Origin of the sequence: Pseudomonas sp. GD04019, assembly GCF_029837695.1 — a bacterium.
Lineage (GTDB): Bacteria > Pseudomonadota > Gammaproteobacteria > Pseudomonadales > Pseudomonadaceae > Aquipseudomonas.
This window is the reverse complement of sequence record NZ_JAOEEA010000004.1, coordinates 61,033-85,444: the sequence shown is the minus strand read 5'-3', so window position 1 is coordinate 85,444 and position 24,412 is coordinate 61,033. Positions and strand designations below refer to the sequence as shown.

At 65.4% G+C, this 24,412-nt stretch carries 23 protein-coding genes; 9 read left to right on the top strand and 14 right to left on the bottom strand.

From position 1 onward, the window contains the following. Positions 1-30: 30 nt before the first annotated feature. The 5 genes from N7607_RS07840 to N7607_RS07820 all read right to left on the bottom strand — a co-directional run bounded on the left by N7607_RS07840 (position 31) and on the right by N7607_RS07820 (position 4,960). A complete protein-coding gene (locus N7607_RS07840) occupies positions 31-1,065 on the bottom strand; it encodes a histone deacetylase family protein (protein WP_279865619.1) in 1,035 nt (344 codons plus the stop codon). A gap of 98 nt (positions 1,066-1,163) precedes the next feature. Further along, positions 1,164-2,207 (bottom strand): extracellular solute-binding protein, encoded by a 1,044-nt coding sequence (locus N7607_RS07835; protein ID WP_279865620.1) that lies wholly within the window; start codon positions 2,205-2,207, stop codon positions 1,164-1,166. Positions 2,208-2,217: 10 nt separating this feature from the next. Further along, complete coding sequence (locus tag N7607_RS07830) at positions 2,218-3,006, bottom strand: ABC transporter permease (protein ID WP_279865621.1); 789 nt, start codon at positions 3,004-3,006, stop codon at positions 2,218-2,220. After that, the gene (locus tag N7607_RS07825) at positions 3,003-3,911 is read right to left on the bottom strand and encodes an ABC transporter permease (RefSeq protein WP_279865622.1); all 909 of its coding nucleotides are present in this window, start codon (positions 3,909-3,911) and stop codon (positions 3,003-3,005) included. Before N7607_RS07825 ends, N7607_RS07830 begins: the two co-directional genes overlap by 4 nt. After that, positions 3,908-4,960 carry an ABC transporter ATP-binding protein gene (locus N7607_RS07820; protein WP_279865623.1) on the bottom strand — a complete coding sequence of 351 codons (1,053 nt, stop codon included), beginning with the start codon at positions 4,958-4,960 and terminating at the stop codon, positions 3,908-3,910. Before N7607_RS07820 ends, N7607_RS07825 begins: the two co-directional genes overlap by 4 nt. A 461-nt stretch (positions 4,961-5,421) precedes the next feature. On the opposite strand from N7607_RS07820, the gene N7607_RS07815 reads away from it, so the two are divergent. After that, positions 5,422-5,676 carry a lysozyme inhibitor LprI family protein gene (locus tag N7607_RS07815; protein ID WP_279865624.1) on the top strand — a complete coding sequence of 85 codons (255 nt, stop codon included), beginning with the start codon at positions 5,422-5,424 and terminating at the stop codon, positions 5,674-5,676. 42 nt (positions 5,677-5,718) lie between these two features. Continuing rightward, the gene (locus tag N7607_RS07810) at positions 5,719-6,105 is read left to right on the top strand and encodes a hypothetical protein (RefSeq protein WP_279865625.1); all 387 of its coding nucleotides are present in this window, start codon (positions 5,719-5,721) and stop codon (positions 6,103-6,105) included. Between the two features lie 19 nt (positions 6,106-6,124). Here N7607_RS07810 and ubiM read toward each other — a convergent pair whose 3' ends face one another. Continuing rightward, positions 6,125-7,297, bottom strand: coding sequence for a 5-demethoxyubiquinol-8 5-hydroxylase UbiM (gene ubiM, locus N7607_RS07805; protein WP_279865626.1), 1,173 nt, complete (start codon positions 7,295-7,297; stop codon positions 6,125-6,127). A gap of 75 nt (positions 7,298-7,372) precedes the next feature. Further along, positions 7,373-8,383, bottom strand: coding sequence for an AraC family transcriptional regulator (locus tag N7607_RS07800; RefSeq protein ID WP_279865627.1), 1,011 nt, complete (start codon positions 8,381-8,383; stop codon positions 7,373-7,375). 120 nt (positions 8,384-8,503) lie between these two features. Here N7607_RS07800 and N7607_RS07795 point away from each other — a divergent pair, with 120 nt between their 5' ends. Next, on the top strand, positions 8,504-9,427 hold the full coding sequence (locus N7607_RS07795; RefSeq protein ID WP_279865628.1) for an SdiA-regulated domain-containing protein: 924 nt from the start codon (positions 8,504-8,506) through the stop codon (positions 9,425-9,427). A gap of 185 nt (positions 9,428-9,612) precedes the next feature. Here N7607_RS07795 and rpiA read toward each other — a convergent pair whose 3' ends face one another. Next, on the bottom strand, positions 9,613-10,284 hold the full coding sequence (gene rpiA, locus N7607_RS07790) for a ribose-5-phosphate isomerase RpiA (RefSeq protein WP_279865629.1): 672 nt from the start codon (positions 10,282-10,284) through the stop codon (positions 9,613-9,615). A gap of 183 nt (positions 10,285-10,467) precedes the next feature. Here rpiA and ilvA point away from each other — a divergent pair, with 183 nt between their 5' ends. The 3 genes from ilvA to N7607_RS07775 are packed head-to-tail and all read left to right on the top strand — an operon-like array spanning position 10,468 to position 12,931. Beyond that, positions 10,468-11,982: a threonine ammonia-lyase, biosynthetic gene (ilvA, locus tag N7607_RS07785; RefSeq protein WP_279865630.1), complete on the top strand. Its 1,515-nt coding sequence runs from the start codon at positions 10,468-10,470 to the stop codon at positions 11,980-11,982. A gap of 9 nt (positions 11,983-11,991) precedes the next feature. After that, the gene (locus N7607_RS07780; protein ID WP_279865631.1) at positions 11,992-12,435 is read left to right on the top strand and encodes a DUF2269 family protein; all 444 of its coding nucleotides are present in this window, start codon (positions 11,992-11,994) and stop codon (positions 12,433-12,435) included. Positions 12,436-12,463: 28 nt separating this feature from the next. Continuing rightward, positions 12,464-12,931, top strand: coding sequence for a DUF2269 domain-containing protein (locus tag N7607_RS07775; protein ID WP_279865632.1), 468 nt, complete (start codon positions 12,464-12,466; stop codon positions 12,929-12,931). Between the two features lie 88 nt (positions 12,932-13,019). On the opposite strand, the gene N7607_RS07770 is transcribed toward N7607_RS07775, so the two are convergent. Next, positions 13,020-13,673 (bottom strand): HAD-IB family hydrolase, encoded by a 654-nt coding sequence (locus N7607_RS07770; RefSeq protein ID WP_279865633.1) that lies wholly within the window; start codon positions 13,671-13,673, stop codon positions 13,020-13,022. 145 nt (positions 13,674-13,818) lie between these two features. Here N7607_RS07770 and N7607_RS07765 point away from each other — a divergent pair, with 145 nt between their 5' ends. Both N7607_RS07765 and ptsP read left to right on the top strand, forming a co-directional pair. Beyond that, a complete protein-coding gene (locus N7607_RS07765) occupies positions 13,819-14,298 on the top strand; it encodes an RNA pyrophosphohydrolase (protein ID WP_043309993.1) in 480 nt (159 codons plus the stop codon). Between the two features lie 19 nt (positions 14,299-14,317). Further along, on the top strand, positions 14,318-16,597 hold the full coding sequence (ptsP, locus tag N7607_RS07760) for a phosphoenolpyruvate--protein phosphotransferase (protein WP_279865634.1): 2,280 nt from the start codon (positions 14,318-14,320) through the stop codon (positions 16,595-16,597). Here ptsP and N7607_RS07755 read toward each other — a convergent pair. After that, positions 16,588-17,649, bottom strand: a complete 1,062-nt coding sequence (locus N7607_RS07755) for an AraC family transcriptional regulator (protein ID WP_279865635.1) — start codon at positions 17,647-17,649, stop codon at positions 16,588-16,590. The genes ptsP and N7607_RS07755 overlap by 10 nt on opposite strands. 104 nt (positions 17,650-17,753) lie before the next feature. Here N7607_RS07755 and N7607_RS07750 point away from each other — a divergent pair, with 104 nt between their 5' ends. After that, positions 17,754-20,135 carry a penicillin acylase family protein gene (locus tag N7607_RS07750; RefSeq protein WP_279865636.1) on the top strand — a complete coding sequence of 794 codons (2,382 nt, stop codon included), beginning with the start codon at positions 17,754-17,756 and terminating at the stop codon, positions 20,133-20,135. 58 nt (positions 20,136-20,193) lie between these two features. On the opposite strand, the gene N7607_RS07745 is transcribed toward N7607_RS07750, so the two are convergent. From N7607_RS07745 to N7607_RS07730, 4 genes are all read right to left on the bottom strand, one after another. Continuing rightward, complete coding sequence (locus N7607_RS07745) at positions 20,194-21,072, bottom strand: ABC transporter permease subunit (RefSeq protein WP_279865637.1); 879 nt, start codon at positions 21,070-21,072, stop codon at positions 20,194-20,196. Next, positions 21,069-21,950, bottom strand: a complete 882-nt coding sequence (locus N7607_RS07740; RefSeq protein ID WP_279865707.1) for an ABC transporter permease subunit — start codon at positions 21,948-21,950, stop codon at positions 21,069-21,071. Before N7607_RS07740 ends, N7607_RS07745 begins: the two co-directional genes overlap by 4 nt. A gap of 23 nt (positions 21,951-21,973) precedes the next feature. Beyond that, positions 21,974-23,128: a polyamine ABC transporter ATP-binding protein gene (gene potA, locus N7607_RS07735; RefSeq protein ID WP_279865638.1), complete on the bottom strand. Its 1,155-nt coding sequence runs from the start codon at positions 23,126-23,128 to the stop codon at positions 21,974-21,976. A 113-nt stretch (positions 23,129-23,241) separates the two neighbouring features. Continuing rightward, positions 23,242-24,312 (bottom strand): polyamine ABC transporter substrate-binding protein, encoded by a 1,071-nt coding sequence (locus N7607_RS07730; protein ID WP_279865708.1) that lies wholly within the window; start codon positions 24,310-24,312, stop codon positions 23,242-23,244. Positions 24,313-24,412: the final 100 nt, after the last annotated feature.

The window sequence follows — 24,412 nt, the reverse complement described above, 5'->3', positions numbered from 1 at the left end:
TCTCGCGGGCTTTGTCTTTCCACTCAGTGCCTAGCGCGCGACGCTATCGAAGCCCTGCAACACGTTGATGGCGTTGATGCCGATCTCCTCCACCGCGTAGCCGCCTTCCATGACGAACAGGGTCTGCAGGCCCAGCGCGCCGATGACCTCGCCCATGCGCAGGTAGTCCGGGCTGTCCAGCTTGAACTGCGAGATCGGGTCTTCCTTGAAGGTGTCCACGCCCAGCGAGACGATCAGTGCGTCCGGCGCATAGGCGGCGATCTGCCGGCAGGCGGCGGCCAGCGCCAGGCTCCAGGCCGACCAGTCGCTGCCGGCGGCCAGCGGGTAGTTGAAGTTGAAACCGCGGCCGACACCCTCGCCTTTCTCGTCGGCATAACCGAGGAAGAACGGGTACTCGAAGCGCGGGTCGCCGTGGATCGAAGTGAACAGCACGTCGGCGCGGTCGTAGAAGATGTCCTGGGTGCCGTTGCCGTGGTGGTAGTCGACGTCGAGGATGGCCACCCGGCTGGCGCCCTGGTCGAGCATGGCCTGGGCGGCGATGGCGGCGTTGTTGAAGTAGCAGTAGCCGCCCATGTAGTCCGCCGCGGCGTGGTGGCCCGGTGGCCGGCACAGCGAGAACACCCCGCGCGCGCCCTTGGCCAGCTCGGCCTGGCCGGTCAGCGCCACGTTCACCGAGCTGCTTACCGCCTGCCAGGTGCCGGCGGTAATCGGCACGCCGGCGTCGAAGCTGTAGTAACCGAACTTGCCGTCGATGCAGTCCGGAATGGTCTGACGCAGGCGGCGGTTGGGCCAGGTGAACGGCAGCATGTCGTAGTCGCGCCCCAGGGCCTGCCATTCGGCCCAGGCGTCCTTGAGGAAATGCACGAAGCCCTCGTCGTGCACCCGCAGGATCGGCGCCAGGCCGAACTCGCGCGGCGCCGCCACCTCGCCTAGCTTCACCTTCTGCGCCCGCGCCAGGACCATGTCGGCGCGACTGGGTTTCTCGAAGCAGGGCGTGAGCTGGCCGTCGATCAGCTCGTATTTGCCGTGATGCAGATGATGGTCGTCGCTGTAGATCGTCAGCATGAGGGGCTCCCCGGACTCGCTAGGGTCCGTTCTCTAGGTGGGATTTCGAGAGCGTCGCGAGCGCGGCCGGCCAACGGCGCCGCGCTGCAGCTATCGACTTATTTCTTCAGCTTGGTCCAGACCTTGCTGCGCAGCGCCAGGGCCTTGGGCGAGCAGAGCTTGAACGAACGCAGGCGCTCCAGCTTGTCCTGCGGAGTGTTGATCGCCGGGTCTTCGAACAGCGCCTTGTCCATGAACTTCTCGGCGCCGGCGATGGCGTTGTTGTAATTGGCGAAGTTGGAGGCGGCGGCGATGTTCTCCGGCTGCATCATCCAGTTGATGAACACATGGGCCTCCTCGACGTTGGTGGCGCCCTTGGGAATCACGAAGTTGTCGATGAAGGTGGACACGCCCTCCTTCGGATAGACGTAGACCAGCGAGGCGCGCTGCTCCTTGGCCCGGTGGAAGGCGCCGTTCCACTGCTGGTGCATGGCCACCTCGCCGGCGGCCATACGCTCGATGGTGCCGTCGCTGTTGTACATGGCGAGCATGTCCTTCTGCTTGCTCAGCAGCTCCATGATCTTCTTCACCTCCTGCGGGTCCTCGGTGCAGCGGTCGATGCCGAGGTAGAAGGCGGCCGGCGGAAACAGGTCGTCCATCGAGTTGAGCGCCACCACCTTGCCCTTCAGCTCGGCCGGCGGGGCGAAGAACGGCCCCCAGCTCTCGTCGAGCTTGCCGCCCGGCACCTGAGCGCTGTCGTAGCTGTAGCCGGTGGTGCCCCACAGGTAGGGCACGCTGTAGTCGTGGCCAGGGTCGAAGTCGAGCTTCTGGAAGGTCGGCGCCAGGTTGGCCAGGTTCGGCAGCTTGCTCTTGTCGAACTTCTGCAGCAGGTCCTCCTGGACCATGATCTGGATGAAGCTGTCCGACGGCACCACCACGTCGTAATTGCCACCACCGGCCTTGAGTTTGGCCAGCAGCGTCTCGTTGGAGTCGTAGGCATCCAGGGTGGCCTTGATGCCGGTATCGGCCTCGAACTTCTTCAGCAGCTCCGGCGGGTAGTAGTCCGACCAGTTGGCGAAATTGAGACTGCCGGCAGCCTGGGCGGCGCCGGACAGGCCGAGGGCGAGAACAACGGATAGCGCGAGCGGGGTACGACGGATCATGGTCTGGCTCCTAGCGTTTGCGTTGGCCGAGGTAGTACGACAGGGTGACGAACAGAATGGAAAGCACAAGCATGATCGAGGAAATCGCATTGATCTTCGGCGATATGCCCATGCGGATGGAGCTGAAGATGTACACCGGCAGGGTGGTCGAACCGGCACCGGCAACGAAGTAGGTGATGACGAAGTCGTCCATCGAGATGATGAAGGCCAGCATCGCGCCGGAGAGGATGCCGGGCAGCAGCAGCGGGAAGCTGATCCGCCAGAACGCCCGCCAGGGCGAGGCATACAGATCGGCGGCGGCCTCCAGCAGGCGTGGGTCCATGCCCTGCAGGCGGGCGCGGATCGGCAGGTAGGCGAACGGCGTGCAGAACACCACGTGGGCGATGAGGATGGTCAGCAGCGACAGCTTCAGCCCGATGAAGGCGAAGAACATCAGGATGGCCACCGCGCAGACGATGTCCGGCACCAGCAACGGCAGGCCGAGCACGCCCTGCAGGGCGCCCTGGCCACGGAAGCGCCGGCCATGCATGCCCAGCGCCGCCAGGGTCGCCAGGCAGGTGGAGATCAGCGTGGCGCAGACCGCGACGATCAGCGAGTTCTTCGCCGCCCGCAGGATCTCCGGGTCGTTGGCCACCACCGAGTACCACTTGAAGCTGAAGCCCTGCCACAGGGTGGCCGACTGCCCGGCGTTGAAGCTCAGCGCCACCAGCACCAGGATCGGGATGTAGAGGAAGGCGAAGAACGCCCAGGCGGCCGGGCGCACGCCGGTGAAGCGCCACAGCGGGCCCTGCAGGTTCATGCGCGAACCTCCTGGCCACGCTGGCGCAGGCCGTTGAACAGCAGGGCCAGCAGCACCAGGCTGAACAGCGAGAAAGCCAGCGCCGAACCCAGCGGCCAGTTGTGCCCGGAGCCGAACTGCAGCTGCACAAGGTTACCGATCATCAGCGCCTTACCGCCGCCAAGCAGCTCGGGAATGATGTAGTTGCCCAGCGCCGGGATGAACACCAGGGTCGCGCCGGCCAACATGCCCGGCAGCGCCAGCGGCAGGATCACCCTCTTCAGTGCCTGCCAGCGGTTGGCACCGAGGTCGAAGGCCGCCTCCACCAGGCGCCAGTCGAGCTTCTCCAGGCTGGTGTAGATCGGCAGCACCATGAACGGCAGGAAGCTGTAGAGCAGGCCTATCATCACCGCGCCATTGCTGTAGAGCAGGCCAACGCTGCCCTCGGGCACGCCGAACACGCCCAGCACGCCGTCCACCAGCCCGCCGTTGCGCAGCAGCAACATCCAGGCATAGACCCGCACCAGCAGGTTGGTCCAGAACGGCACGGTGACCAGGAACAGCAGCAGGTTGCGCTTCTTCTCGCTCTGCAGCGCCAGGTACAACGCGGTGGGGAAGCCGATCAGCAGGCAGCCGGCGGTGGTCGCCACAGCCAGCCAGAAGGAACGCTGGAAGATGCCCAGGTAGTCGGTGTTGAACACCAGGCTGTCGTCGAAATCGCGCTCGTAGAGGAAGCTGACGTAGGCCTCCACCGAGTACTCGCCCCACTTCACCCCGCCGTACTCGCCGGGCTGCAGGAAGGACACCAGCAGCATGATCGCCAGCGGCGCGAGCAGGAACACCAGCAGCACTGCCATGCCTGGCGCGATCAGGCCGAGGCGGCGCAGCAGCTGGCGGCGCTCGGCCAGTTGCCGGGGCGTACTCATTCGCTCAGCACCCGGACGGCGGCGGCCGGCACGTCCAGGCGCACCTGGGCACCACGCGGCAGCGGCTGGCTGATGCCGCCACGATTCTGCTGGCGCACGCGGAAGCCGGACTGGCCGGCGACCTTGAGCAGGTAGAGGGTGTCGGTGCCGATATACACCACCTCCTCCACCTCGCCGGCCAGGTTGCCGGACTCGCTCAGGCTGATGCGCTCCGGACGAATCGCCAAGGTCACCCGCCCACTCTGCGGCACACCGGCCAGATTCAGCACCTGGCCATCGGCTAGGCGCGCACCACTGGCGAACGGGTCGGCTTCTAGGAAGTTGGTCTCGCCGATGAAATCGGCCACGGTGCGGTTCACCGGGCTCTCGTAGATCTCGCTCGGCGTGCCGATCTGCAGGATGCGCCCCTTGCTCATCACCGCGATGCGATCGGACATGGTCAGCGCTTCTTCCTGGTCGTGGGTGACGAAGATGAAGGTGATGCCGGTCTCGGCCTGCAGGCGCTTGAGCTCGATCTGCATCTCCTTGCGCAGCTTCATGTCCAGCGCGGAGAGCGACTCGTCGAGCAGCAGCACCTTGGGCCGGCTGGCCAGCGCGCGGGCCAGGGCGATGCGCTGCTGCTGGCCACCGGATAGCTGGTCGGCGCGGCGGTTGCCGACGTCCGGCAGCTTCACCAGCGCCAGCATGCGCTCCACCGTGGCGACGATCTCGCCCTTGGGCTTGCCCTGCATCTCCAGGCCGAAGCCGATGTTCTGCGCCACCGTCATGTGCGGGAACAGCGCATAGCTCTGGAACACGGTATTGACCGGGCGGCGGAAGGGCGGGAGGTCCTGCATCGGCTCGCCGTACAGGCGAATCACCCCGGCGCTGGGCTGCTCGAAGCCGGCGATCAGCCGCAGCAGCGTGGTCTTGCCGCAGCCGGATGGCCCCAGCAGGGTGAAGAATTCATTGTCGCGGATTTCCAGCGAGACACCGTCCAGGGCCTTGTGGCCACTGCCGCCGGCGCCGTACTCCATGCTCAGGGTTTCGATCGAGATCGCACTGCTCATCCGCAATTAGCTCCTAACCAATTGTTTTTATTGGTGATTAAGAGGCAGGAAGGGCCAAATGGCTCTGTGATCGATTCTAGGCAGCGCAGTGCTGGCGGCAGAACGATAGATGCGGTCAAAAGGGGATAGATGTGGCCAAGTTGTTGCGCATACGCCATAGCCGATAATCTGCGGCCGGGCCAAACGGCTTACGCCGTCTCGCGAGAACACTTCAAAAAGCGCCGAAAATAGGCAAAGGACTGCAAGTGGTAAATAGAGAACCTTGGCAATCAAGAAGATTGCGCGGCGACATTCGCCATACACTCGCCCGAACCACCCAGAGGCTGGCCTGGCTGACGCTTGTCTTATTAGCTACTGCAAATGGCGCGGATATCTCAGAGTTCGCTCCCTGTCGTTCCAGCAATACCGAAAGCGACATGTATACGTGCATGCAGGAGCAGCTGAAAGCTGCCGACGCGTAGTTGAACTCCAGCTACAAATCACTGATGGCTCGTTACAGAAATGACGGCGCTGTCGCCAACGAGAGCGTGGAGTCGCAGGACATTTATCTGAAGAAGGCGCAAATCGCCTGGATCACCCTTCGAGACGAAGGCTGCCAATTCGAAACCTACGACTCGATCATGGGGAGCGGTTTTGGCACCCTCTACACTGCATGCCTTTTGAAACAGACGCGGGAACGAACCCAGTACCTGCAGTGGCATATCGACCACCCCTGAACGATTCGCCCGTCCGGCCGAGCATGATGCTTAGAGCAACCCATGAACCATCCATACCGCCCACCCCAATCATCCGTTGAAGTCGGCCCGGCGTCCGGACCCGGCATCACGTCGATTATTCTGCCGATCGTAGGACTTGTCTGCGCCCTGCTCACCGCGCTCGCCCCGACAATGGTGATCCCCCAGTTCCAGCAGGTTTTCTCGAGCTTCGGAGCGCAATTGCCACTGCTGACCCGCATCGCCATCGACCAGCACCTGGGGCTCTGGCTGCTGCCGCTGCTAGTTATCGCCGTCTGGCTCTTCTGGCCGCGCGCCAAGCAGCGTCCCCTAGCCGCCTGCCTGGTGGGCGCTGGCGGACTTGTCATCATCATTCCGCTACTGATCCTTGCGATGTATCTGCCGATCTTCCAGCTGGGCCAGGCTGTATGAGTCCAACAGGTACATACACTCAGCCCCGCGCCGTCAGATGCCGCGCAATTCCTTTCTTCAACGGCAACAGTCCCTGCGCCACCCGCAATCCTGCACCGCGCAGTAGCCTGACCGGCAGACGGTCGTCGGTATACATATCCACCAGCAGGTTGGTGGCCTGGTACAGCGGCCAGGTCGCCAGGCGGTGCTGGCGCTCGTAACGGGCCAGCACCGCCGGTGTGGCGATATCTTCGCCGCGGGCATGGGCAGTCAGCACCGCTGCACTTAGCCGCTGCACGCTGCCCAGACCAAAGTTGAAGCCGTGGGCGGTAACCGGGTGCATGCCAACGGCGGCATCGCCAATCAAGGCGCAGCGCGGGCCGACCAGCTTCTCGGCGTAGGCACCGATCAGCGGATAGGCGTGGCGCTCGCTGGCCAGTTGCATGGCACCCAGGCGACGGTCGAAGCGCTGCTCCATCTCGCGGGCGAAGGCCTGTTCGTCCAGCCCGCGCAGCCGCTCGATCTCGCGCGGCGGCAGGGTCAGCACCACGGAGGATTGGTTGCCGTTGAGCGGTAGCAGGGCCAGGGTCTGGCCGTAGCCGAACCATTCCCAGGCGGTCTGTCGGTGCGGCTTCTGGTGGTGCATACGGCACACCAGCATGGTCTTGCCGAAATCTTTGAGCCGGGCGCCGATGCCGAGCTGGCGGCGGGTCTCGGAGAAGCGGCTGTCGGCGGCGACCAGCAGGCGCGTGCGCAGTACCTCGCCATTGGCCAGTTCCAGCGGCACCTCGCGCTCGGCATGGCGAATCGCTCGTACCGAAGCCTCGCAACGCAACTGCACATCGGCGCACTCGGCGACCGCGTCGAAGGCGGCGCGGCGAATCGCCCGGTTGGCCACCAGATGACCGAGGCGCTCGGCGCCGGCCTGCTCGGCGTGGATCTGCAGGGCGAACAGCGAGGGGCCGTTGAGCACCTGGGCGTCGCGCAGCACGGCGGCCTCGTCGGCGGGAAGCCGCTGCCACAGGCCGAGTTTTTCCAGCAGCTTCTGGGAGGCATGGGTCAAGGCGATCTCGCGGCCGTCGAAGGCCGGCTCGGCCAGCTCCTGCTCAGTCTGGCGTTCCAGCAGTACAACCGAGAGGCCATGCCCGGACAGGGCACGAGCCAGGCACAGGCCGGCCGGGCCGGCGCCGATGATGGCGACATCGTGGATCATGGGATGGGCGCTCCGCGCAGGTGAATGCGCGGCAGTCTAGAACCGCGACTGCGTCAGCTTCTTGTCCCCGGTCAATCAGCGGCGCAGTTCGCTCGGCGCCAGCCCGCTCCAGCGCTGGAAGGCATGACGGAAGCTGGCCGTCTCGCTGTAGCCGAGCTCTTCGGCGATCAGGTAGATCGGCTTGTCGGTGTTGAGCAGCAGCTGGCGCGCCTTGTCATAGCGCACCTCGTCGAGCAGGTGCTGGAAACTGGTATTGAGCTGCTGCAGGTGACGCCGCAAGGTTCGCTCGGAACGGTGCAGGCGGGTGGCGACACGTTCCAAAGTGGAGCATTCGCTCAGGTCGCCGGACAGCTGCTGGCGGATCAGATCGCGCAGGTCGTGACGACTGTGCAGCTGCGCCTCCAGTTGCATGCACTGCTGCAAACCATGCTGGTGGCTGACCGGATCGGCCAGCGGCAACGTGCGTTCGAGCAACTTGGGGTTGAAGCACAGGGCGTTGCAGCCGGCATCGAACTCCACCGGGCAGCCGAGTCGCTCGCTGTAACTGGCCGCATGCGCAGGCGCTGGGTACTCCAGCAGCAGGCGACGCGGGCGCACCGACTCGCCGAGCAGGTCCTGCACCACGGTGAGCAGCGAGGTCAGGCAAAGCTCGATGTTGAATTGGCGTAGCGCCGGATCGTAGCGATAGCCACTAGCGCTCAGGCGGACCTCGTCGCCGACCGCCTGCAGCTCCAGGCGGAAATAGGTGCCGAGCAGCGCGGGATGGGCGATAGCCAGGCGCAGGGCTTCGCCAAGATTGCGGCTGGCCAGCAGGGTGTAGCCGAGCATACCGTAGGCCGAGACGTGCATGCGCTTGCCCAGCAGCAAACCGAGGGCCGGGTCGGCGCTGGCCGCCAGGGCATTGGCCAGCACGCGCAGTTCCTGGGCATGGCTGACCAGGCGCGTCGGGCTGGCCAGGTCGGCGACCGGGATGCCGCTGCCTTCCAGCACCCGCTCGGCATCGACCCCCATGCGTTGCAGACCCTGTACGGCCAGGGCAACCGTGTGCAGGGTGGTCAAGATGCGTTCTTCCGGTAACACTGACATGACTGCCGTTCCGCTGGGGTGGTATTCGGTAACTGCGTCTGGCGTTTCGCTTAAGGCTTCTTAAGCTTCAATTCAGCTGCACCTGTTTTGATGCAGCACCTCTGACTCGGAACCTCGTCCATGCGCCGCCTGACTCAAGCTCGCGTTCTGTTGCCCACCCTGGCATTGCTCGTTCTCGTGGCCCTGCTGGTGGTTGCCCAGCAATGGCGCCTGCTCGAACGTGGCTGGTTCGTGGTGCAAGAATGGCGCCATGCGGCCGAGTGGCAGGACAAGTCGATCTGGCTGCCGGACTACCGGGTGACCGTGCAGGCCAAGCCGATCCAGGGCCTGAGCGCGGATGTCTCGGCGCTGACCTTCGACCCGGACCGCCGCAGCCTGTTTACCGTGACCAACAAGAACGCCGAGATCATCGAGCTGTCGCTGGGCGGCGAGATCGTGCGCCGCGTGCCCCTGGTCGGTTTCGGCGACCCGGAGGCCATCGAGTACATCAGCCGCGACCTCTACGTGATCACCGACGAGCGTCAGCAGCGCCTGTTCCGCGTGCACCTGGACGACGACACCGATTTCGTCGACGCCGCCGACTCCGAGCAGCTGTCCCTGGGCATCGGCCTCAACGGCAACAAGGGCTTCGAGGGCCTGGCCTACGACGCCGCCAACCACCGCCTGTTCGCCGCCAAGGAGCGCGACCCGGTGAGCATCTACGAGATCCACGGCTTCCCCCATACCAACCCGGACAAGCCATTCGCCGTGCACGTGGTGGACGACCCCGAGCGCGACGCCCGCCTGTTCGTGCGCGACCTCTCCAGCCTCGACTACGACGCCCATACCGGCCACCTGCTGGCCCTGTCGGACGAGTCGCGCCTGGTGCTGGAGATCAACTCCGACGGCCGGCCGATCAGCAGCCTGTCGCTCCTTGGTGGCCAGCACGGCCTGAAGAAGAGCGTGCCGCAGGCCGAGGGCGTGGCCACGGACGACCAAAGCCGGCTGTACGTGGTGAGCGAGCCGAACCTGTTCTACGTGTTCGAGAAGCAGGCGGCGCAGTAGCGGCGCCGAGCCGCTTTGCCCGAAAAGAAAAAACCCGGCCATTGCCGGGTTTTCTTCGCAGGACGGCTGTCGCCTCGCACAAATGCGTCACGCGGGGTTTGCCCGCCCTACGCTCAGGCCGTAGCCCGGACTTCAGTCCGGGACTGACACGGCAGGCGACCCGGATTGAAGTCCGGGCGACAGGCTTAGACCTCGAGGGTCTTTACGCCGTCCGGAGTGCCGAGCAGCAGCAGGTCAGCCGGGCGAGCGGCGAACAGGCCGTTGGTGACCACGCCGACGATGGCGTTGATGTCGGCCTCCAGCTTCACCGGGTCGGTGATCGACATGTTGTGCACGTCGAGGATGATGTTGCCGTTGTCGGTGACCACGCCCTCGCGATACACCGGGTCGCCGCCCAGCTTCACCAGTTGGCGCGCCACATGGCTGCGGGCCATGGGGATGACTTCCACCGGCAGCGGGAAGGCACCGAGCACCGGCACCAGCTTGCTGGCGTCGGCGATGCAGATGAAGGTCTTGGCCACCGCCGCGACGATCTTCTCGCGGGTCAGGGCGGCGCCGCCGCCCTTGATCAGATGGAGGCGCTCGTCGCTCTCGTCGGCACCGTCGATGTAGAACTCCAGGCCGTCCACCGCATTCAGGTCGTACACCGGAATGCCGTGGCCCTTGAGGCGCGCGGCGGTGGCTTCGGAGCTGGCCACGGCGCCGTCGAAGGCCATCCTGTGCTGGGCCAGGGCGTCGATAAAGCAGTTGGCGGTGGAGCCGGTGCCGACGCCGATCACACTCTTGCTGTCGAGGTGGGGAAGGATATGGTCGACGGCGGCCTGGGCCACCGCCTGCTTGAGCTGATCCTGGGTCATCGGGGTCTGCGCCTGGGGTATGCGGGAGGGGCGAATTATAGCCTCCTGCCCGACGCAATCGGCTGCGTTTTATCGCCACAGGCCTACTGATATGCGGCTTTTGCCGCGGACTGTCGGTGGCCGCCGGTCGAAGCGCTGGGGTAGACTCCAGAATCCGTGAAAAGCCCGCCAGTGAAGCCCGTGATGCTCGAACAGTACGTCAAGAAGATCCTCACCTCGCGCGTCTACGACGTCGCGGTGGAAACCCCGCTGCAACCCGCCCGCCAGCTCACCGAGCGGCTGGGCAACCAGATTCTGCTCAAGCGCGAGGATCTGCAGCCGGTGTACTCGTTCAAGATTCGCGGCGCCTACAACAAGCTGGCCCAGCTGACCGCCGAGGAACTGGAGCGTGGCGTGGTCACCGCCTCCGCCGGCAATCATGCCCAGGGCCTGGCCCTGGCCGCCAAGCACCTGGGCGTGAAGGCGACCATCGTCATGCCGCGCACCACCCCGGAGCTGAAGGTGCAGGGCGTACGCTCGCGCGGCGGTAAGGTGGTGCTGCACGGCGACGCCTTCCCCGAGGCGCTGGCACATTCGCTCAAGCTGGTGGAAGAGAAGGGCTACACCTACATCCACCCCTATGACGATCCGCTGGTGATCGCCGGCCAGGGCACCGTGGCCATGGAAATCCTGCGCCAGCAGCCGGGCCAGCTGGACGCCATCTTCGTGCCGGTCGGCGGCGGCGGTCTGATCGCCGGCATCGCTGCCTATGTGAAATACCTGCGTCCGGAGATCAAGATCATCGGTGTCGAGCCGGACGATTCCAACTGCCTGCAGGCCGCCATGGCCGCCGGCGAGCGCGTGGTGCTGCCGCAGGTCGGGCTATTCGCCGACGGCGTGGCCGTGGCCCAGATCGGCGCGCACTGCTTCGACGTGTGCAGGGATCACGTCGACGAGGTGATCACCGTCAGCACCGACGAGCTGTGCGCGGCGATCAAGGACATCTACGACGACACCCGCTCGATCACCGAGCCGGCCGGCGCCCTGGCCGTGGCCGGGATCAAGAAGTACGTGGAGCGCGAGGGCCTGCAAGGCAAGGTGCTGGTGGGCATCGACTCGGGCGCCAACATCAACTTCGACCGCCTGCGCCACGTGGCCGAGCGCGCCGAGCTGGGCGAGAAGCGCGAGGCGATCATCGCCGTGACCATCCCCGAGCGGCCGGGCAGCTTCAAGGCCTTCTGCGAGGCGATCGGCAAGCGCCAGATCACCGAGTTCAACTACCGCTACCACACCGACCGCGAGGCGCACATCTTCGTCGGCGTGCAGACCCACCCGGAAAACGACCCGCGCCAAGCGCTGGTAGAGAACCTGCGTGAACAGGGCTTCCCGGTGCTCGACCTGACCGACAACGAGCTGGCCAAGCTGCATATCCGTCACACCGTCGGCGGCCATGCAGCGGCGGTGGCCGACGAGGTGGTGTTCCGCTTCGAGTTCCCCGAGCGGCCGGGCGCGCTGTTCAACTTCCTCAACCGCCTGGGTGGGCGCTGGAACATCACCATGTTCCACTACCGCAACCACGGTGCCGCCGACGGCCGTGTGCTGGCCGCCCTGCAGGTGCCGGCGGACGAGCGCAACCAGATTCCGGCTGCCTTCGACGCCATCGGCTATCCCTACTGGGACGAGACCGACAACCCGGCCTACAAGCTCTTCCTCGGTTAAGGAACGCTGATGGAACACTACCAGCTGCTGAAATACGCCCACCTGATTTCCGCCGTGCTGATCCTGGCGGGCTTCATCGCCCATGCCTTTATGCTGTGGAAGGCGAACAAATCGGGGGATGCGGCGATCCTGACCCGCAAGCTACGGGTCACTCGCCTGTACAGCATGCCGGCCATCGGCCTGGTCACCCTGAGCCTGCCGGTCAGCGGCTGGTGGCTGGTGCACACGGTCGGCCTGTCGCTGGGCGCCAGCTGGCTGCTGTTCAGCGCCAAGCTGTTCGGCCTGCTGGTGCTGTTCGGCCTGCTGCTGCACAACCGCCTGGGTGCCTGGCAGGTTGCCGTCGCCAACGGCGCGGTATCGACCAAGCTGTTGCGTTTCGTGGTCGCCTACGCGGCGCTGGTGCTGATCCTGTTGCTGGCGATCTTCGCCCTGATGGGGGCCAAGCCGGCCTGATGTCTCTCCCTCACCACGAGCAGCAGCCATGAGTCTTTACCTGCTGCTCAAGACCCTGCACATCCTCTCCTCAACCCTGCTGTTCGGCACCGGTCTGGGCTCGGCTTACTACGCCCTGCGCGCCTGGCGCAGCGGCGAGGTGCAGGTGATCGCCACCACCTTCCGCCACCTGGTTACCGCCGACTGGCTATTTATCGCGACGACGGCGGTGTTCCAGCCGCTCAGCGGCCTGGCCCTGGCAAAACTCGCGGGCTGGCCGCTGAGTCAGGCGTGGCTGCTGTGGAGTGCCGGGCTGTTCGTGCTGGCGGGGCTGTGCTGGCTGCCGGTGCTGTGGCTGCAGATCCGCGTGCGCGACATGGCCGTCGAGGCATTACGCGATGGTGGCCAGCTACCGGAGCGGGCCAACCGCTATATGCGCATCTGGTTCGTGCTGGGCTGGCCGGCCTTTATCGCCTTTATCGCGATCTTCTGGCTGATGGTGACCAAGCCGCTGTGATGGCGTAGGGCGGGTGAAACCCGCGCAGCATGGCTTACGCGGGTTTCACCCGCCCTACGGACAGCCCAGCGATGCGAGCCTTGGCGCTTCAGCGCAGGCTAAGCACCGGCCAACCCCGCCCGACGGCGATGGCGCGCAGAGTATCGTCCGGATCGACCGCAACGGGATGCGAGGCGGCCTGCAGCAGCGGCAGGTCGTTGCGCGAGTCGCTGTAGAAGTAGCTGCCATCCAGGCTCAGGCCGGTCTCGGCCAGCCACTGCTGCATCCGCGTCACCTTGCCTTCCTGGTAGCAGGGCACGCCGGCGACCTGGCCAGTGTAGCGGCCGTTTTCCATACCGCACTCGGTGGCCAGCAGCGTGTCGACGCCCAGGCGCGCGGCGATCGGCGCGGTGATGAAGCGGTTGGTGGCGGTGATGATCACCAGCTTGTCGCCCGCCTCGCGGTGCTGCTGCAGCAACGCCTCGCCCTTGGCCAGGATGATCGGCTCGATCACCTCCGTCATGAACTCGGCCTGCCAGCGCGCCAGCTCGGCGGCATCGGTGCGGCTGAGGATGGCCTGGGTGAAGCTCTGGTAGGCCACCACGTCCAGCTTGCCGGCGCAGTAATCGGCATAGAAGGCGTCGTTGCGCGCGCGGTACTCGACGGCATCGACCCGGCCGGTGTCGCAGAGAAATTCGCCCCAGCTGTGGTCGCTGTCGCCGGCGAGCAGGGTGTTGTCGAGGTCGAAGAGAGCAAGGCGCACGTCGGATTACCTGGTTCGGAGGGTCATGAGGGGGCGTCAGAATAGCCGCTTTCACCGCCACTGCCCATTAGCCGAGCCGCGCGTTTGCTGCGCCCGCGGGCTTTGTGGAACAATGCCGAAACATGCGTTTTCGAGGTGCTGTGCCGTGATTGATTCCGATGGTTTTCGCCCTAATGTCGGCATCATCCTGACCAATGATATTGGCCAGGTGCTGTGGGCGCGGCGGATCAACCAGGATGCCTGGCAGTTTCCCCAGGGCGGCATCAACCCCAACGAGTCGGCCGAGCAGGCGCTGTACCGCGAGCTGAACGAGGAAGTCGGCCTGGAACAGCAGGATGTGAAGATTCTCGCCTGCACCCGGGGCTGGTTGCGTTATCGTCTGCCCCAGCGCCTGGTGCGCACCCACAGCCAGCCGCTGTGCATCGGGCAGAAACAGAAGTGGTTTCTCCTGCGCTTGACCGGCGACGAGAGCCGGGTGCGCATGGACCTGACCGGCAAGCCGGAGTTCGATGGCTGGCGCTGGGTGAGTTACTGGTACCCGCTGAACCAGGTAGTGACATTCAAGCGCGAGGTCTACCGTCGCGCCCTGAAGGAATTAGCCCCGCGCCTGCTGGCGCGCGACTGACGGAGTTCGATAGCGAGCCATGCTCAACACCCTGCGCAAGATCGTCCAGGAAGTAAACGCCGCCAAGGATCTCAAGGCGGCGCTGACGATCATCGTGCAACGGGTGAAAGAGGCCATGGGCAGCCAGGTCTGCTCCGTCTACCTGCTCGATGCCGAGACCAAACGCTTCGTGCTGATGGCCACCGACGGCCTCAACAAGCGCTCCATCGGCAAGGTCAGCATGGCGCCCAACGAAGGCCTGGTCGGCCTGGTGGGCACCCGCGAGGAGCCGCTCAACCTCGAGCACGCCTCCGAACACCCGCGCTACATGTATTTCCCCGAGACCGGCGAAGAACGCTACGCCTCCTTCCTCGGCGCGCCGATCATCCACCACCGTCGGGTGATGGGCGTACTGGTGGTGCAGCAGAAGGAGCGTCGCCAGTTCGACGAGGGCGAAGAAGCCTTCCTGGTCACCATGAGCGCCCAACTCGCCGGCGTCATCGCCCACGCCGAGGCCACCGGCTCGATCCGCGGCCTGGGCAAGCAGGGCAAGGGCATCCAGGAAGCGCGCTTCGTCGGCGTGCCCGGCGCCCCCGGCGCGGCCGTGGGTACCGCGGTGGTGGTGCTGCCACCGGCCGACCTCAACGTGGTGCCGGACAAGGCCATCGACGACATCGAGGCCGAACTGGAAGTGTTCGGCAAAGCTCTGGAATGGGTGCGCGAGGACATGCAGGAGCTGTCCGCCAAACTCGCCAGCCAGCTGCGCAAGGAAGAACTGGCGCTGTTCGACGTGTACCTGATGATGCTCGACGACAACGCCCTTGGTAACGAGGTACGCAAGGTCATCAGGGCCGGCCAGTGGGCCCAGGGCGCTTTGCGCCAGGTGGTCAACGAGCACGTCTCGCGCTTCGAGCTGATGGACGACGCCTACCTGCGCGAGCGCGCCAGCGACGTGCGTGACCTCGGCCGCCGCCTGCTCGCCTACCTGCAGGAAGAACGCAAGCAGAACCTGGTCTACCCGGACAACACCATTCTGGTCAGCGAGGAGCTGTCACCAGCCATGCTCGGCCAGGTGCCGGAAGGCAAACTGGTCGGCCTGATCTCGGTGCAGGGCTCGGGCAACTCCCATGTCGCCATCCTCGCCCGCGCCATGGGCATTCCCACGGTCATGGGCGTGGTCGACCTGCCCTATTCCAAGGTCGACGGCATCCAGTTGATCGTCGACGGCTACCACGGCGAAGTATTCACCAACCCCAGCGAGCTGCTGCGCAAGCAGTACGCCGAAGTGGTCGAGGAGGAACGCCAGCTGGCCCAGGGCCTCAACGCCCTGCGCGAACTGCCGTGCGAGACGCTGGACGGCCAGCGCCTGCCGCTGTGGGTCAACACCGGCCTGCTGGCCGACGTGAAGCGCGCCCAGGAACGCGGCGCCGAAGGCGTTGGCCTGTACCGCACCGAAGTGCCGTTCATGAACGGCGAGCGCTTCCCCAGCGAGAAGGAGCAGTTGGCCACTTACCGCGAGCAGTTGGCCGCCTTCCATCCGCTGCCGGTGACCATGCGCACCTTGGATATCGGCGGCGACAAGGCCCTGTCCTACTTCCCGATCAAGGAAGAGAACCCCTTCCTCGGCTGGCGCGGCATTCGCATCACCCTCGACCACCCGGAAATCTTCCTGGTCCAGGTACGCGCCATGCTCAAGGCCAGCGAGGGCCTGAACAACCTGCGCATCCTCCTGCCGATGATCTCCGGCATGCAGGAGATGGAAGAGGCGCTGCACCTGATTCATCGCGCCTGGGGCGAAGTACGCGACGAGGGCGTGGACATCCCGATGCCGCCGGTGGGCGTGATGATCGAGATTCCCGCCGCCGTCTACCAGGTGCGCGATCTGGCGCGACAGGTCGACTTCCTCTCGGTCGGCTCGAATGACCTGACGCAGTACCTGCTGGCGGTGGACCGCAACAACCCACGGGTCGCCGACCTCTACGACTTCCTCCACCCGGCCGTGCTGCACGCACTGAAACTGGTGGTCGATGGCGCGCATGCCGAAGGCAAGCCGGTGAGCATCTGTGGCGAGATGGCCGGCGACCCAGCCGCCGCCGTACTGCTGCTGGCCATGGGCTTCGACAGCCTGTCGATGAACGCCACCAACCTGCCCAAGGTGAAGTGGCTGCTGCGCCAGATCAGCTCGACCCGCGCCAAGGAACTGCTCGGCCACCTGCTGGCCATCGACAACCCCCAGGTGATCCACAGCACCCTGCACCTGGCCCTGCGCAACCTCGGCCTGGGCCGCGTGATCAACCCGGCGGCGACCATTCAGAGCTGATCCGCCGGCTCTCTCCTACGCCCATTCTCCTGCAGCAGCTTGGCCCGATAGGCATCCGGGGCGATGCCGTACCAGCGCCTGAACGCCCGGTAGAACGGTGACAGCTCGGCGAAGCCGCAGGCGCGCGCCACCTCGCGGATCGCCTGGCCATCCTGCAGCAGCGCATGGGCGCGTGCCTGCTGGATCGCCTCGCGCACCTGGCGCAGGTGACTGCCCTGGGCGGCCAGGCCGCGCTGCAGGGCCGCTGGCGGCATGCCCAGTTCGGCCGCGCAGGCCTGCAGTGAGCAGTCGGCGCGACCCAGGCGCACGCCGATCAGGTAGCTCAGGCGATTGAGCAGATCGTTTTCCACCAGGGCGGCCAGCTCCACCTCGGCGTGCTGCCAGAGCATGCGATGCAGCGCGGGGTTGGCATTGCGCGAGGGGCGCTTGAGCAGCGCAGCAGGGAACCACAGGGCGTCATGCTCGCGGGCGAAGTTCGGCAGCAAGCCGAACAGCCGGCGGTGCTCGGTCACTCGTTTTGGACGCGCATGGCGGAAGTCGAGAGCGTCGAAACGAAACTCGTCGTCGGTAACCAGCAGCAGCAGCTTGATGAACAGCAGGGCCAGGCATTCCATCTGCTGACGCAGCGGGCCGAAGCCACGGTAGTTGAGGTCCAGCACCAGGCAGGCGCGCTCCCCCTCGATGTGCAGCTGGGCGACGAAGCCGCCGGCGAGGATGTGCTGGAACTGCAGGAAGCTGTCCAGCGCCTGCTGCAGATCACGGCTGGCCAGCAGCAGGTAGCCGACCACATCGAGCAGGCGCGGCTTCATCACCTCGCCCAGGTGCAGGCCGATATCGGCATCGCCGGTCAATGCATCGGCGGCCAGCCAGAACAGCGGCGCCTCGTCATGGCTGAGGCGGCCCTCGCTGGGTGGCGGCACCAGCCGGCGGTGCTGGTTGGTGCGCCGGTAGATCGCCGCCGGATCGTGACCGAGCTCGGCCAGGGCCTCGTAGAGCAGGCGGCGCAGGGTGGCGGAATGGGTCAGCGGCGCGGCGCCGGCAAGCGGGTTCATGGAGGCTCCTTGTTTGACCGGAGAATTCCAGCCACAAGGTCTGCGGTCAATGCCGCCGGCCGAAGCGCTGCGCAGAATGGCCACACAACAACAAGGAGCGCGTCATGAAACGCAGTCTGACCTTCCTCGCCGTGGCCATTGCCGCGGCTGCCGCCGGCGCAACTTGGTACAGCCAGAGCAAACTTCCCGTGCGCGACGGCACCTTGCCCCTCGCTGGCCTGCAGGCCCCGGTCTCGGTGCGTTACGACGAACGCGGCGTGCCGCATATCCAGGCGCAGAACGAAGCCGACATGTACCGCGCCCTGGGCTTCGTGCATGCCCAGGACCGCCTGTTCCAGATGGAGATGCTGCGCCGCCTGGCCCGTGGTGAGCTGGCCGAAGTGCTGGGCGCCAAGCTGGTCGATACCGACCGCCTGTTCCGCACCCTGGGCATTCGCCAGCATGCCGATCGCTACACCAAGACCCTCGACCGCAACAGCCCGGCCGTCAAAGCGCTGCAGGCCTATCTGGAGGGGATCAACCAGTTCCAGGACAGCCGCCCGGTACCGGTGGAATTCGATCTGCTGGGCATAGACCCGCGCCCCTTCACCCTCGAAGACACGGTGTCCGTAGCCGGCTACATGGCCTACAGCTTCGCCGCGGCCTTCCGTACCGAACCGGTGCTGACCTATGTGCGCGACCAGCTGGGCGGCGACTACCTGAAGGTATTCGACCTCGCCTGGCACCCCGGCGGCGCCGTCGCCCAGAACCTCAGCGGCGCCGATTGGCAGGCCCTCAACGGCCTTGCCCACCTGAGCCAGCAGGCGCTGGTGGAGGCCGGCCTGCCGCAGTTCGAAGGCAGCAACGCCTGGGCCGTAGCCGGCAGCCGCACCGCCAGCGGCAAGCCGCTGCTGGCCGGCGACCCGCATATCCGCTTCGCCGTGCCGGCGGTGTGGTACGAGGCGCAGCTGAGCTACCCGGGCTTCGAACTGTACGGCCACCACCAGGCGCTCAACCCCTACGCCTCGCTCGGCCACAACCGGCAGTTCGCCTGGAGCCTGACCATGTTCCAGAACGACGATCTCGACCTGATCGCCGAGAAGGTCAATCCGGACAACGCCAATCAGGTGCAGATCAATGGCCAGTGGGTCGACCTGCAGAGCCGCGAGGAGACCATCCGGGTCAAGGGTGGCGAACCGGTCAAGCTGACCCTGCGCCGCTCGCCCCACGGCCCGATCATCAACGACGCCCTCGGCGCCAATGCCGGCCAGACACCGATCTCAATGTGGTGGGCCTTCCTCGAGACCGAGAACCCGATCCTCGAGGCCTTCTACCGGCTCAACCGCGCCGACAGCCTGGACAAGGCCCGCGCCGCCACCGCGAAGATCCACTCGCCGGGCCTCAACGTGATCTACGCCAACGCCGGCGGCGACATCGGCTGGTGGGCGGCAGCCAAGCTGCCCCAGCGCCCGGCCGGGGTGAACCCGAGCTTTATCCTCGACGGCGCCAGCGGCGAGGCGGACAAACCCGGCTATCTGGCGTTCAGCGCCAATCCGCAGGAGGAGAATCCGGCGCGCGGCTACATCGTCTCCGCCAACTACCAGCCGGCCTCGCCGACCGGCGCGGCCATTCCCGGCTACTACAACCTGGCCGACCGCGGCGAGCGCCTGAAGCAGCGCCTGGCCCAGCCGGACGTAAAGTGGGACACGCAGAACAGCCAGGCCCTGCAACTGGACGACAGCACCGGCTACGGCCCGCGCCTGCTGGCGCCGATTCTCGACGACCTGCGCAACGCCGCGGCAGATGAGGGCGAACGTGCCCTCGTCGAACAACTGGCAACCTGGGACGGCGGCCACCCGCTGGAGTCCACCGCCGCCACCCTGTTCAACCAGCTGACCTTCGAGCTGGCCAACCAAGCCATGCGCGACGAACTGGGCGACGCCTTCTTCGACAGCCTGCTACAGACGCGCGTGCTTGATGTGGCTTTGCCGCGCCTGACCGCCGATGCCGGTTCCGCCTGGTGGGACAAGCGTGGCACTGAAGCGGTGGAGAGCCGCGCCGAGACGGTCAAGGCAGCCTGGCAGGCCAGCCTCGCTCATCTGCTCCAGAGCTTCGGCGCGGACAGCAGCCAGTGGACCTGGGGCAAGGGCCACACGCTGACTCATGAACATCCGCTGGGCGCGCAGAAGCCACTGAACCTGCTGTTCAACGTAGGCCCCTTCGCCGCACCGGGTGGCCATGAGGTGCCGAACAACCTGTCGCACCGCGTCGGCCCGGCGCCCTGGTCGGTGGTCTACGGCCCCTCGACGCGCCGCCTGATCGACATGGCAGATGCCAGCAAGGGCCTGGGCATCAACCCGGTGGGCCAGAGCGGCGTACCGTTCGACCAGCACTACGCCGACCAGGCCGAGACCTATATCGGTGGCCAGTATGTGCCGATGCACTTCAGCGACGAGGATGTGCAGGCCAATACTCGCGGCACCCTGCAACTGCAGCCGGCGGACTGATAGCGCCAGCAATGAAAAAGGCCACCCGAGGGTGGCCTTTTTCTTGGGCGGGAAACGGTCAGGCAGCCTGCGCCGGTTTCCAGTTGGAGCTGGTGACTTCCTCGGCCATCGACTCCATCGCCTGCTGGATCGCGCGCTTGCGGCGCTCTTCAGCGCGGCGGGCGAAGTACCAGGCGAAGAAGGTGAAGATCGACACGGTCAGCAGGATCAGGCTGGCGATCGCGTTGATCTCCGGCTTCACACCCAGGCGCACGGCGGAGAACACCTCCATCGGCAGGGTGGTGGAGCCGGGGCCGGAGACGAAGCTGGCCAACACCAGGTCGTCCAGCGACAGGGCGAAGGACATCATGCCGCCGGCCGCCAGGGACGGTGCGATCATCGGGATGGTGATCAGGAAGAACACCTTCCACGGCTTGGCGCCCAGGTCCATGGCCGCCTCCTCGATGGACAGGTCCAGCTCGCGCAGGCGCGCCGACACCACCACGGCCACGTAGGCCGAGCAGAAGGTGGTGTGGGCGATCCAGATGGTCATGATGCCGCGCTCGGCAGGCCAGCCGATCAGCTGGGCCATGGCCACGAACAGCAGCAGCAGCGACAGACCGGTGATCACTTCCGGCATCACCAGCGGTGCGGTGACCAGGCCACCGAACAGGGTGCGCCCCTTGAAGCGGGTCACGCGGGTCAGCACGAAGGCGGCCAGGGTACCCAGCGCCACGGCGGCGACCGCGGTGTACAGCGCGATCTCCAGGGAGCGCAGCACCGAACCCATCAGCTGGCTGTTGTCGAGCAGGCCGGCGTACCACTTCACCGACCAGCCGCCCCAGACGGTGACCAGCTTGGAGGCGTTGAACGAGTAGATGACCATGATGACCATGGGCAGGTAGATGAAGGTCAGTCCCAGCCACAGCATGACGGTGGAGAAATTCAGCTTTTTCATGCGCGGCCCTCCATCTCTTTCGCTTGGTTACGGTTGAACCAGATGATCGGGCCCATGAGGATCAGCAGCATGATCACCGCCAGGGCGGACGCCACCGGCCAGTCGCGGTTGTTGAAGAACTCCTGCCACAGCACCTTGCCGATCATCAGGGTCTCCGGGCCGCCGAGCAGTTCGGGAATCACGAACTCACCCACCACCGGGATGAACACCAGCATGCTGCCGGCGATGATGCCGTTCTTGGACAGCGGCACGGTGATCTTCCAGAAGTTGTTGAAGTTGCTCGAACCCAGGTCGGAGGCCGCTTCCAGCAGGCTCATGTCGTGCTTCACCAGGTTGGCGTAGAGCGGCAGGATCATGAACGGCAGGTACGAATAGACGATGCCGATGTACACCGCCAGGTTGGTGTTGAGGATCTGCAGCGGCTCGCTGATCACCCCGATCGACATCAGGAAACCATTGAGCAGGCCGTTGTTGCTGAGGATGCCCATCCAGGCGTAGACGCGGATCAGGATCGCGGTCCAGGTCGGCATCATGATCAGCAGCAGCAGGGTGGTCTGCATCTCCTTGCTGGCGCGGGCGATGGCGTAGGCCATCGGGTAGCCGATGAGGATGCACAGCAGGGTGCTGACGAAGGCCATCTTCAGCGAGCCGAGGTACGCCGCCAGGTACAGCTCGTCCTCACTGAGGAAGATGTAGTTGCCCAGGTTGAGCACGATCGACAGCTGATTGTCGGCCCAGCTGTAGATCTCGGTGTAGGGCGGAATCGCCACGTCGGCTTCGGCGAAGCTGATCTTCAGCACGATGAAGAACGGCAGCAGGAAGAACAGGAACAGCCAGAAGAAGGGCACACCGATCACGGCATGCCGCCCGTTGGGCAGATAGCGTTTCAGTTTGCCGATTTTCATGATTGCAGTACCACGCCGCTATCGTCTTCCCAGTACACCACCACGGCGTCGTCCCAGGTCGGACGCTTGCCGCGACGCTCGGCGTTGGCGATGAAGCACTGCACGATCTGCCCGGAGGTGAGCTTGACGTGGTACACCGAGTGGCCTCCCAGGTAGGCGATGTCGTGCACGGTGCCGTTGCACCAGTTGTACTCGGGGTGCTCGTGGTCGGCCGGCAGGGCGGTGGCCATCAGCAGCTTCTCGGGGCGCAGGGCGTAGCTGACCGCCTTGCTCTCGGCCCGGGTGGAGACGCCGTGGCCGATGTAGATCGGCTTGTCCAGCTGCGGGCAGCTGATGATGGCGTGGTCGGTCTCGTCGGTGGTGATCTGGCCGTCGAACAGGTTGACGCTACCGATGAACTCGCAGACCAGGCGGCTGGCCGGGGTCTCGTAGATGTCCACCGGGCTGCCGGTCTGGGCGATCCAGCCGAGGTGCATGATGGCGATGCGCTGGGCCATGGTCATGGCCTCTTCCTGGTCGTGGGTCACCATCACGCAGGTCACGCCGACGCGCTCGATGATCTCCACCAGCTCCAGCTGCATCTGCGAACGCAGCTTCTTGTCCAGGGCGCCCATGGGCTCGTCGAGCAGCAGCAGCTTGGGACGCTTGGCCAGCGAGCGGGCCAGGGCCACGCGCTGACGCTGACCACCGGACAGCTGGTGCGGCTTGCGGCGCGCGTACTGGGTCATGTGCACCAGCTTGAGCATCTCGGCCACGCGCTCGTCGATCTCGGCCTGGGGCAGTTTGTCCTGCTTGAGGCCGAAGGCGATGTTCTGCGCCACGGTCATGTGCGGGAACAGGGCGTAGGACTGGAACATCATGTTGATCGGCCGCTCGTAGGGCGGCATGTCGGTGATGTCGACGCCATCGAGGAAGATGCGGCCCTCGGTGGGACGCTCGAAGCCGGCCAGCATGCGCAGCAGGGTCGACTTGCCCGAGCCGGAACCACCGAGCAGGGCGAAGATCTCGCCCTTGTTGATGGTCAGCGAGACGTCGTCGACGGCGATGGTCTCGTCGAATTTCTTGGTCACGCGATCGATCTTGACCAGCACCTCTTTGGGTTGCTGGTTGCCCTCTAGGGCTTTCTTGTAGGCGCTGGAGGCAACAGCCATTTCCAAAACTCCCGGGAAAATAAGGTCAGAGACCCGAACGATAATCTGCCGCGCCAGGCGCAGCGGTCCCGTACGGTCAGGCCCGGCCCGCCGTACGGTATTGCTGATGCTGCTTACTTGCCCGACTTGACCTTGGCCCAGCTGCGGGTGACCAGCCGCTGAATCTTCGGCGGCAGTTCGGTGGAAACGTAAAGTTTGTCCAATACCGCCTGCGATGGATAGACCGAAGGATCGTTGCGCACTTCCTGGTCCATCAGCTCGCCGGCCTTGGGGTTGGGGTTGGCGTAGCCGACGTAGTCGCTGACCTTGGCGATGACCGCCGGGTCGAGCAGGTAGTTGATGAAGGCATGGGCTTCCTTGACGTTCTTCGCGTCGGCCGGGATGGCCAGCATGTCGAACCACAGGTTGGCGCCTTCCTTGGGGATGCTGTAGGCGATCTCGATGCCCTTGCCGGCCTCTTCGGCACGGGAAGCGGCCTGGAACACGTCGCCGGAGTAGCCGAAGGCCACGCAGATGTCGCCGTTGGCCAGGTCGCCGATGTACTTGGAGCTGTGGAAGTAGGTGACGTACGGACGCAGCGCCAGCAGCTTCTCTTCGGCCTTCTTGTAGTCGTCCGGGTTGGTGCTGCGCGGATCGAGGCCCAGGTAGTTGAGTACCGAGGGGAACATCTCGTCCGGCGAGTCCATGAAGGCCACGCCGCAGGCGCTGAGCTTCTTGAGATTTTCCGGCTCGAACAGCACGGCCCAGGAGTCGACCTTGTCGATGCCCAGCACCGCCTTGACCTTCTCGACGTTGTAGCCGATGCCGTTGGTGCCCCACAGGTAGGGCACGGAGTAGAGGTTACCGGCGTCGTTGGCCTCGAGCTGCTTGAGCAGCGCCGGGTCGAGGTTCTGCCAGTTGGGCAGCAGGGAGCGGTCGAGTTTCTGGAACGCGCCGGCCTTGATCTGCTTGCCGAGGAAATGGTTGGACGGCACCACGATGTCGTAGCCGGAACGGCCCGCCAGCAGTTTGCCTTCCAGGGTTTCGTTGGAGTCGAACACGTCGTAGACCGGCTTGATGCCGCTGGCCTTCTCGAAATCGGCCAGGGTGGTCTCGCCGATGTAGTCGCTCCAGTTGTAGATGTGCAGGGTCGATTCGGCCTGGGCAAAGCCAGTCAGGCCCAGCGCCACGGCGGCGGCGGTCAGGGTTCTGCGGAAGGAAATTCGCACACGTCAGTCCTCTTTCTTGTTGATCTTGCAGGCCGCAATGCGTCCTGGGGGTGGTGGAAAATCTGGCTGTCCTATC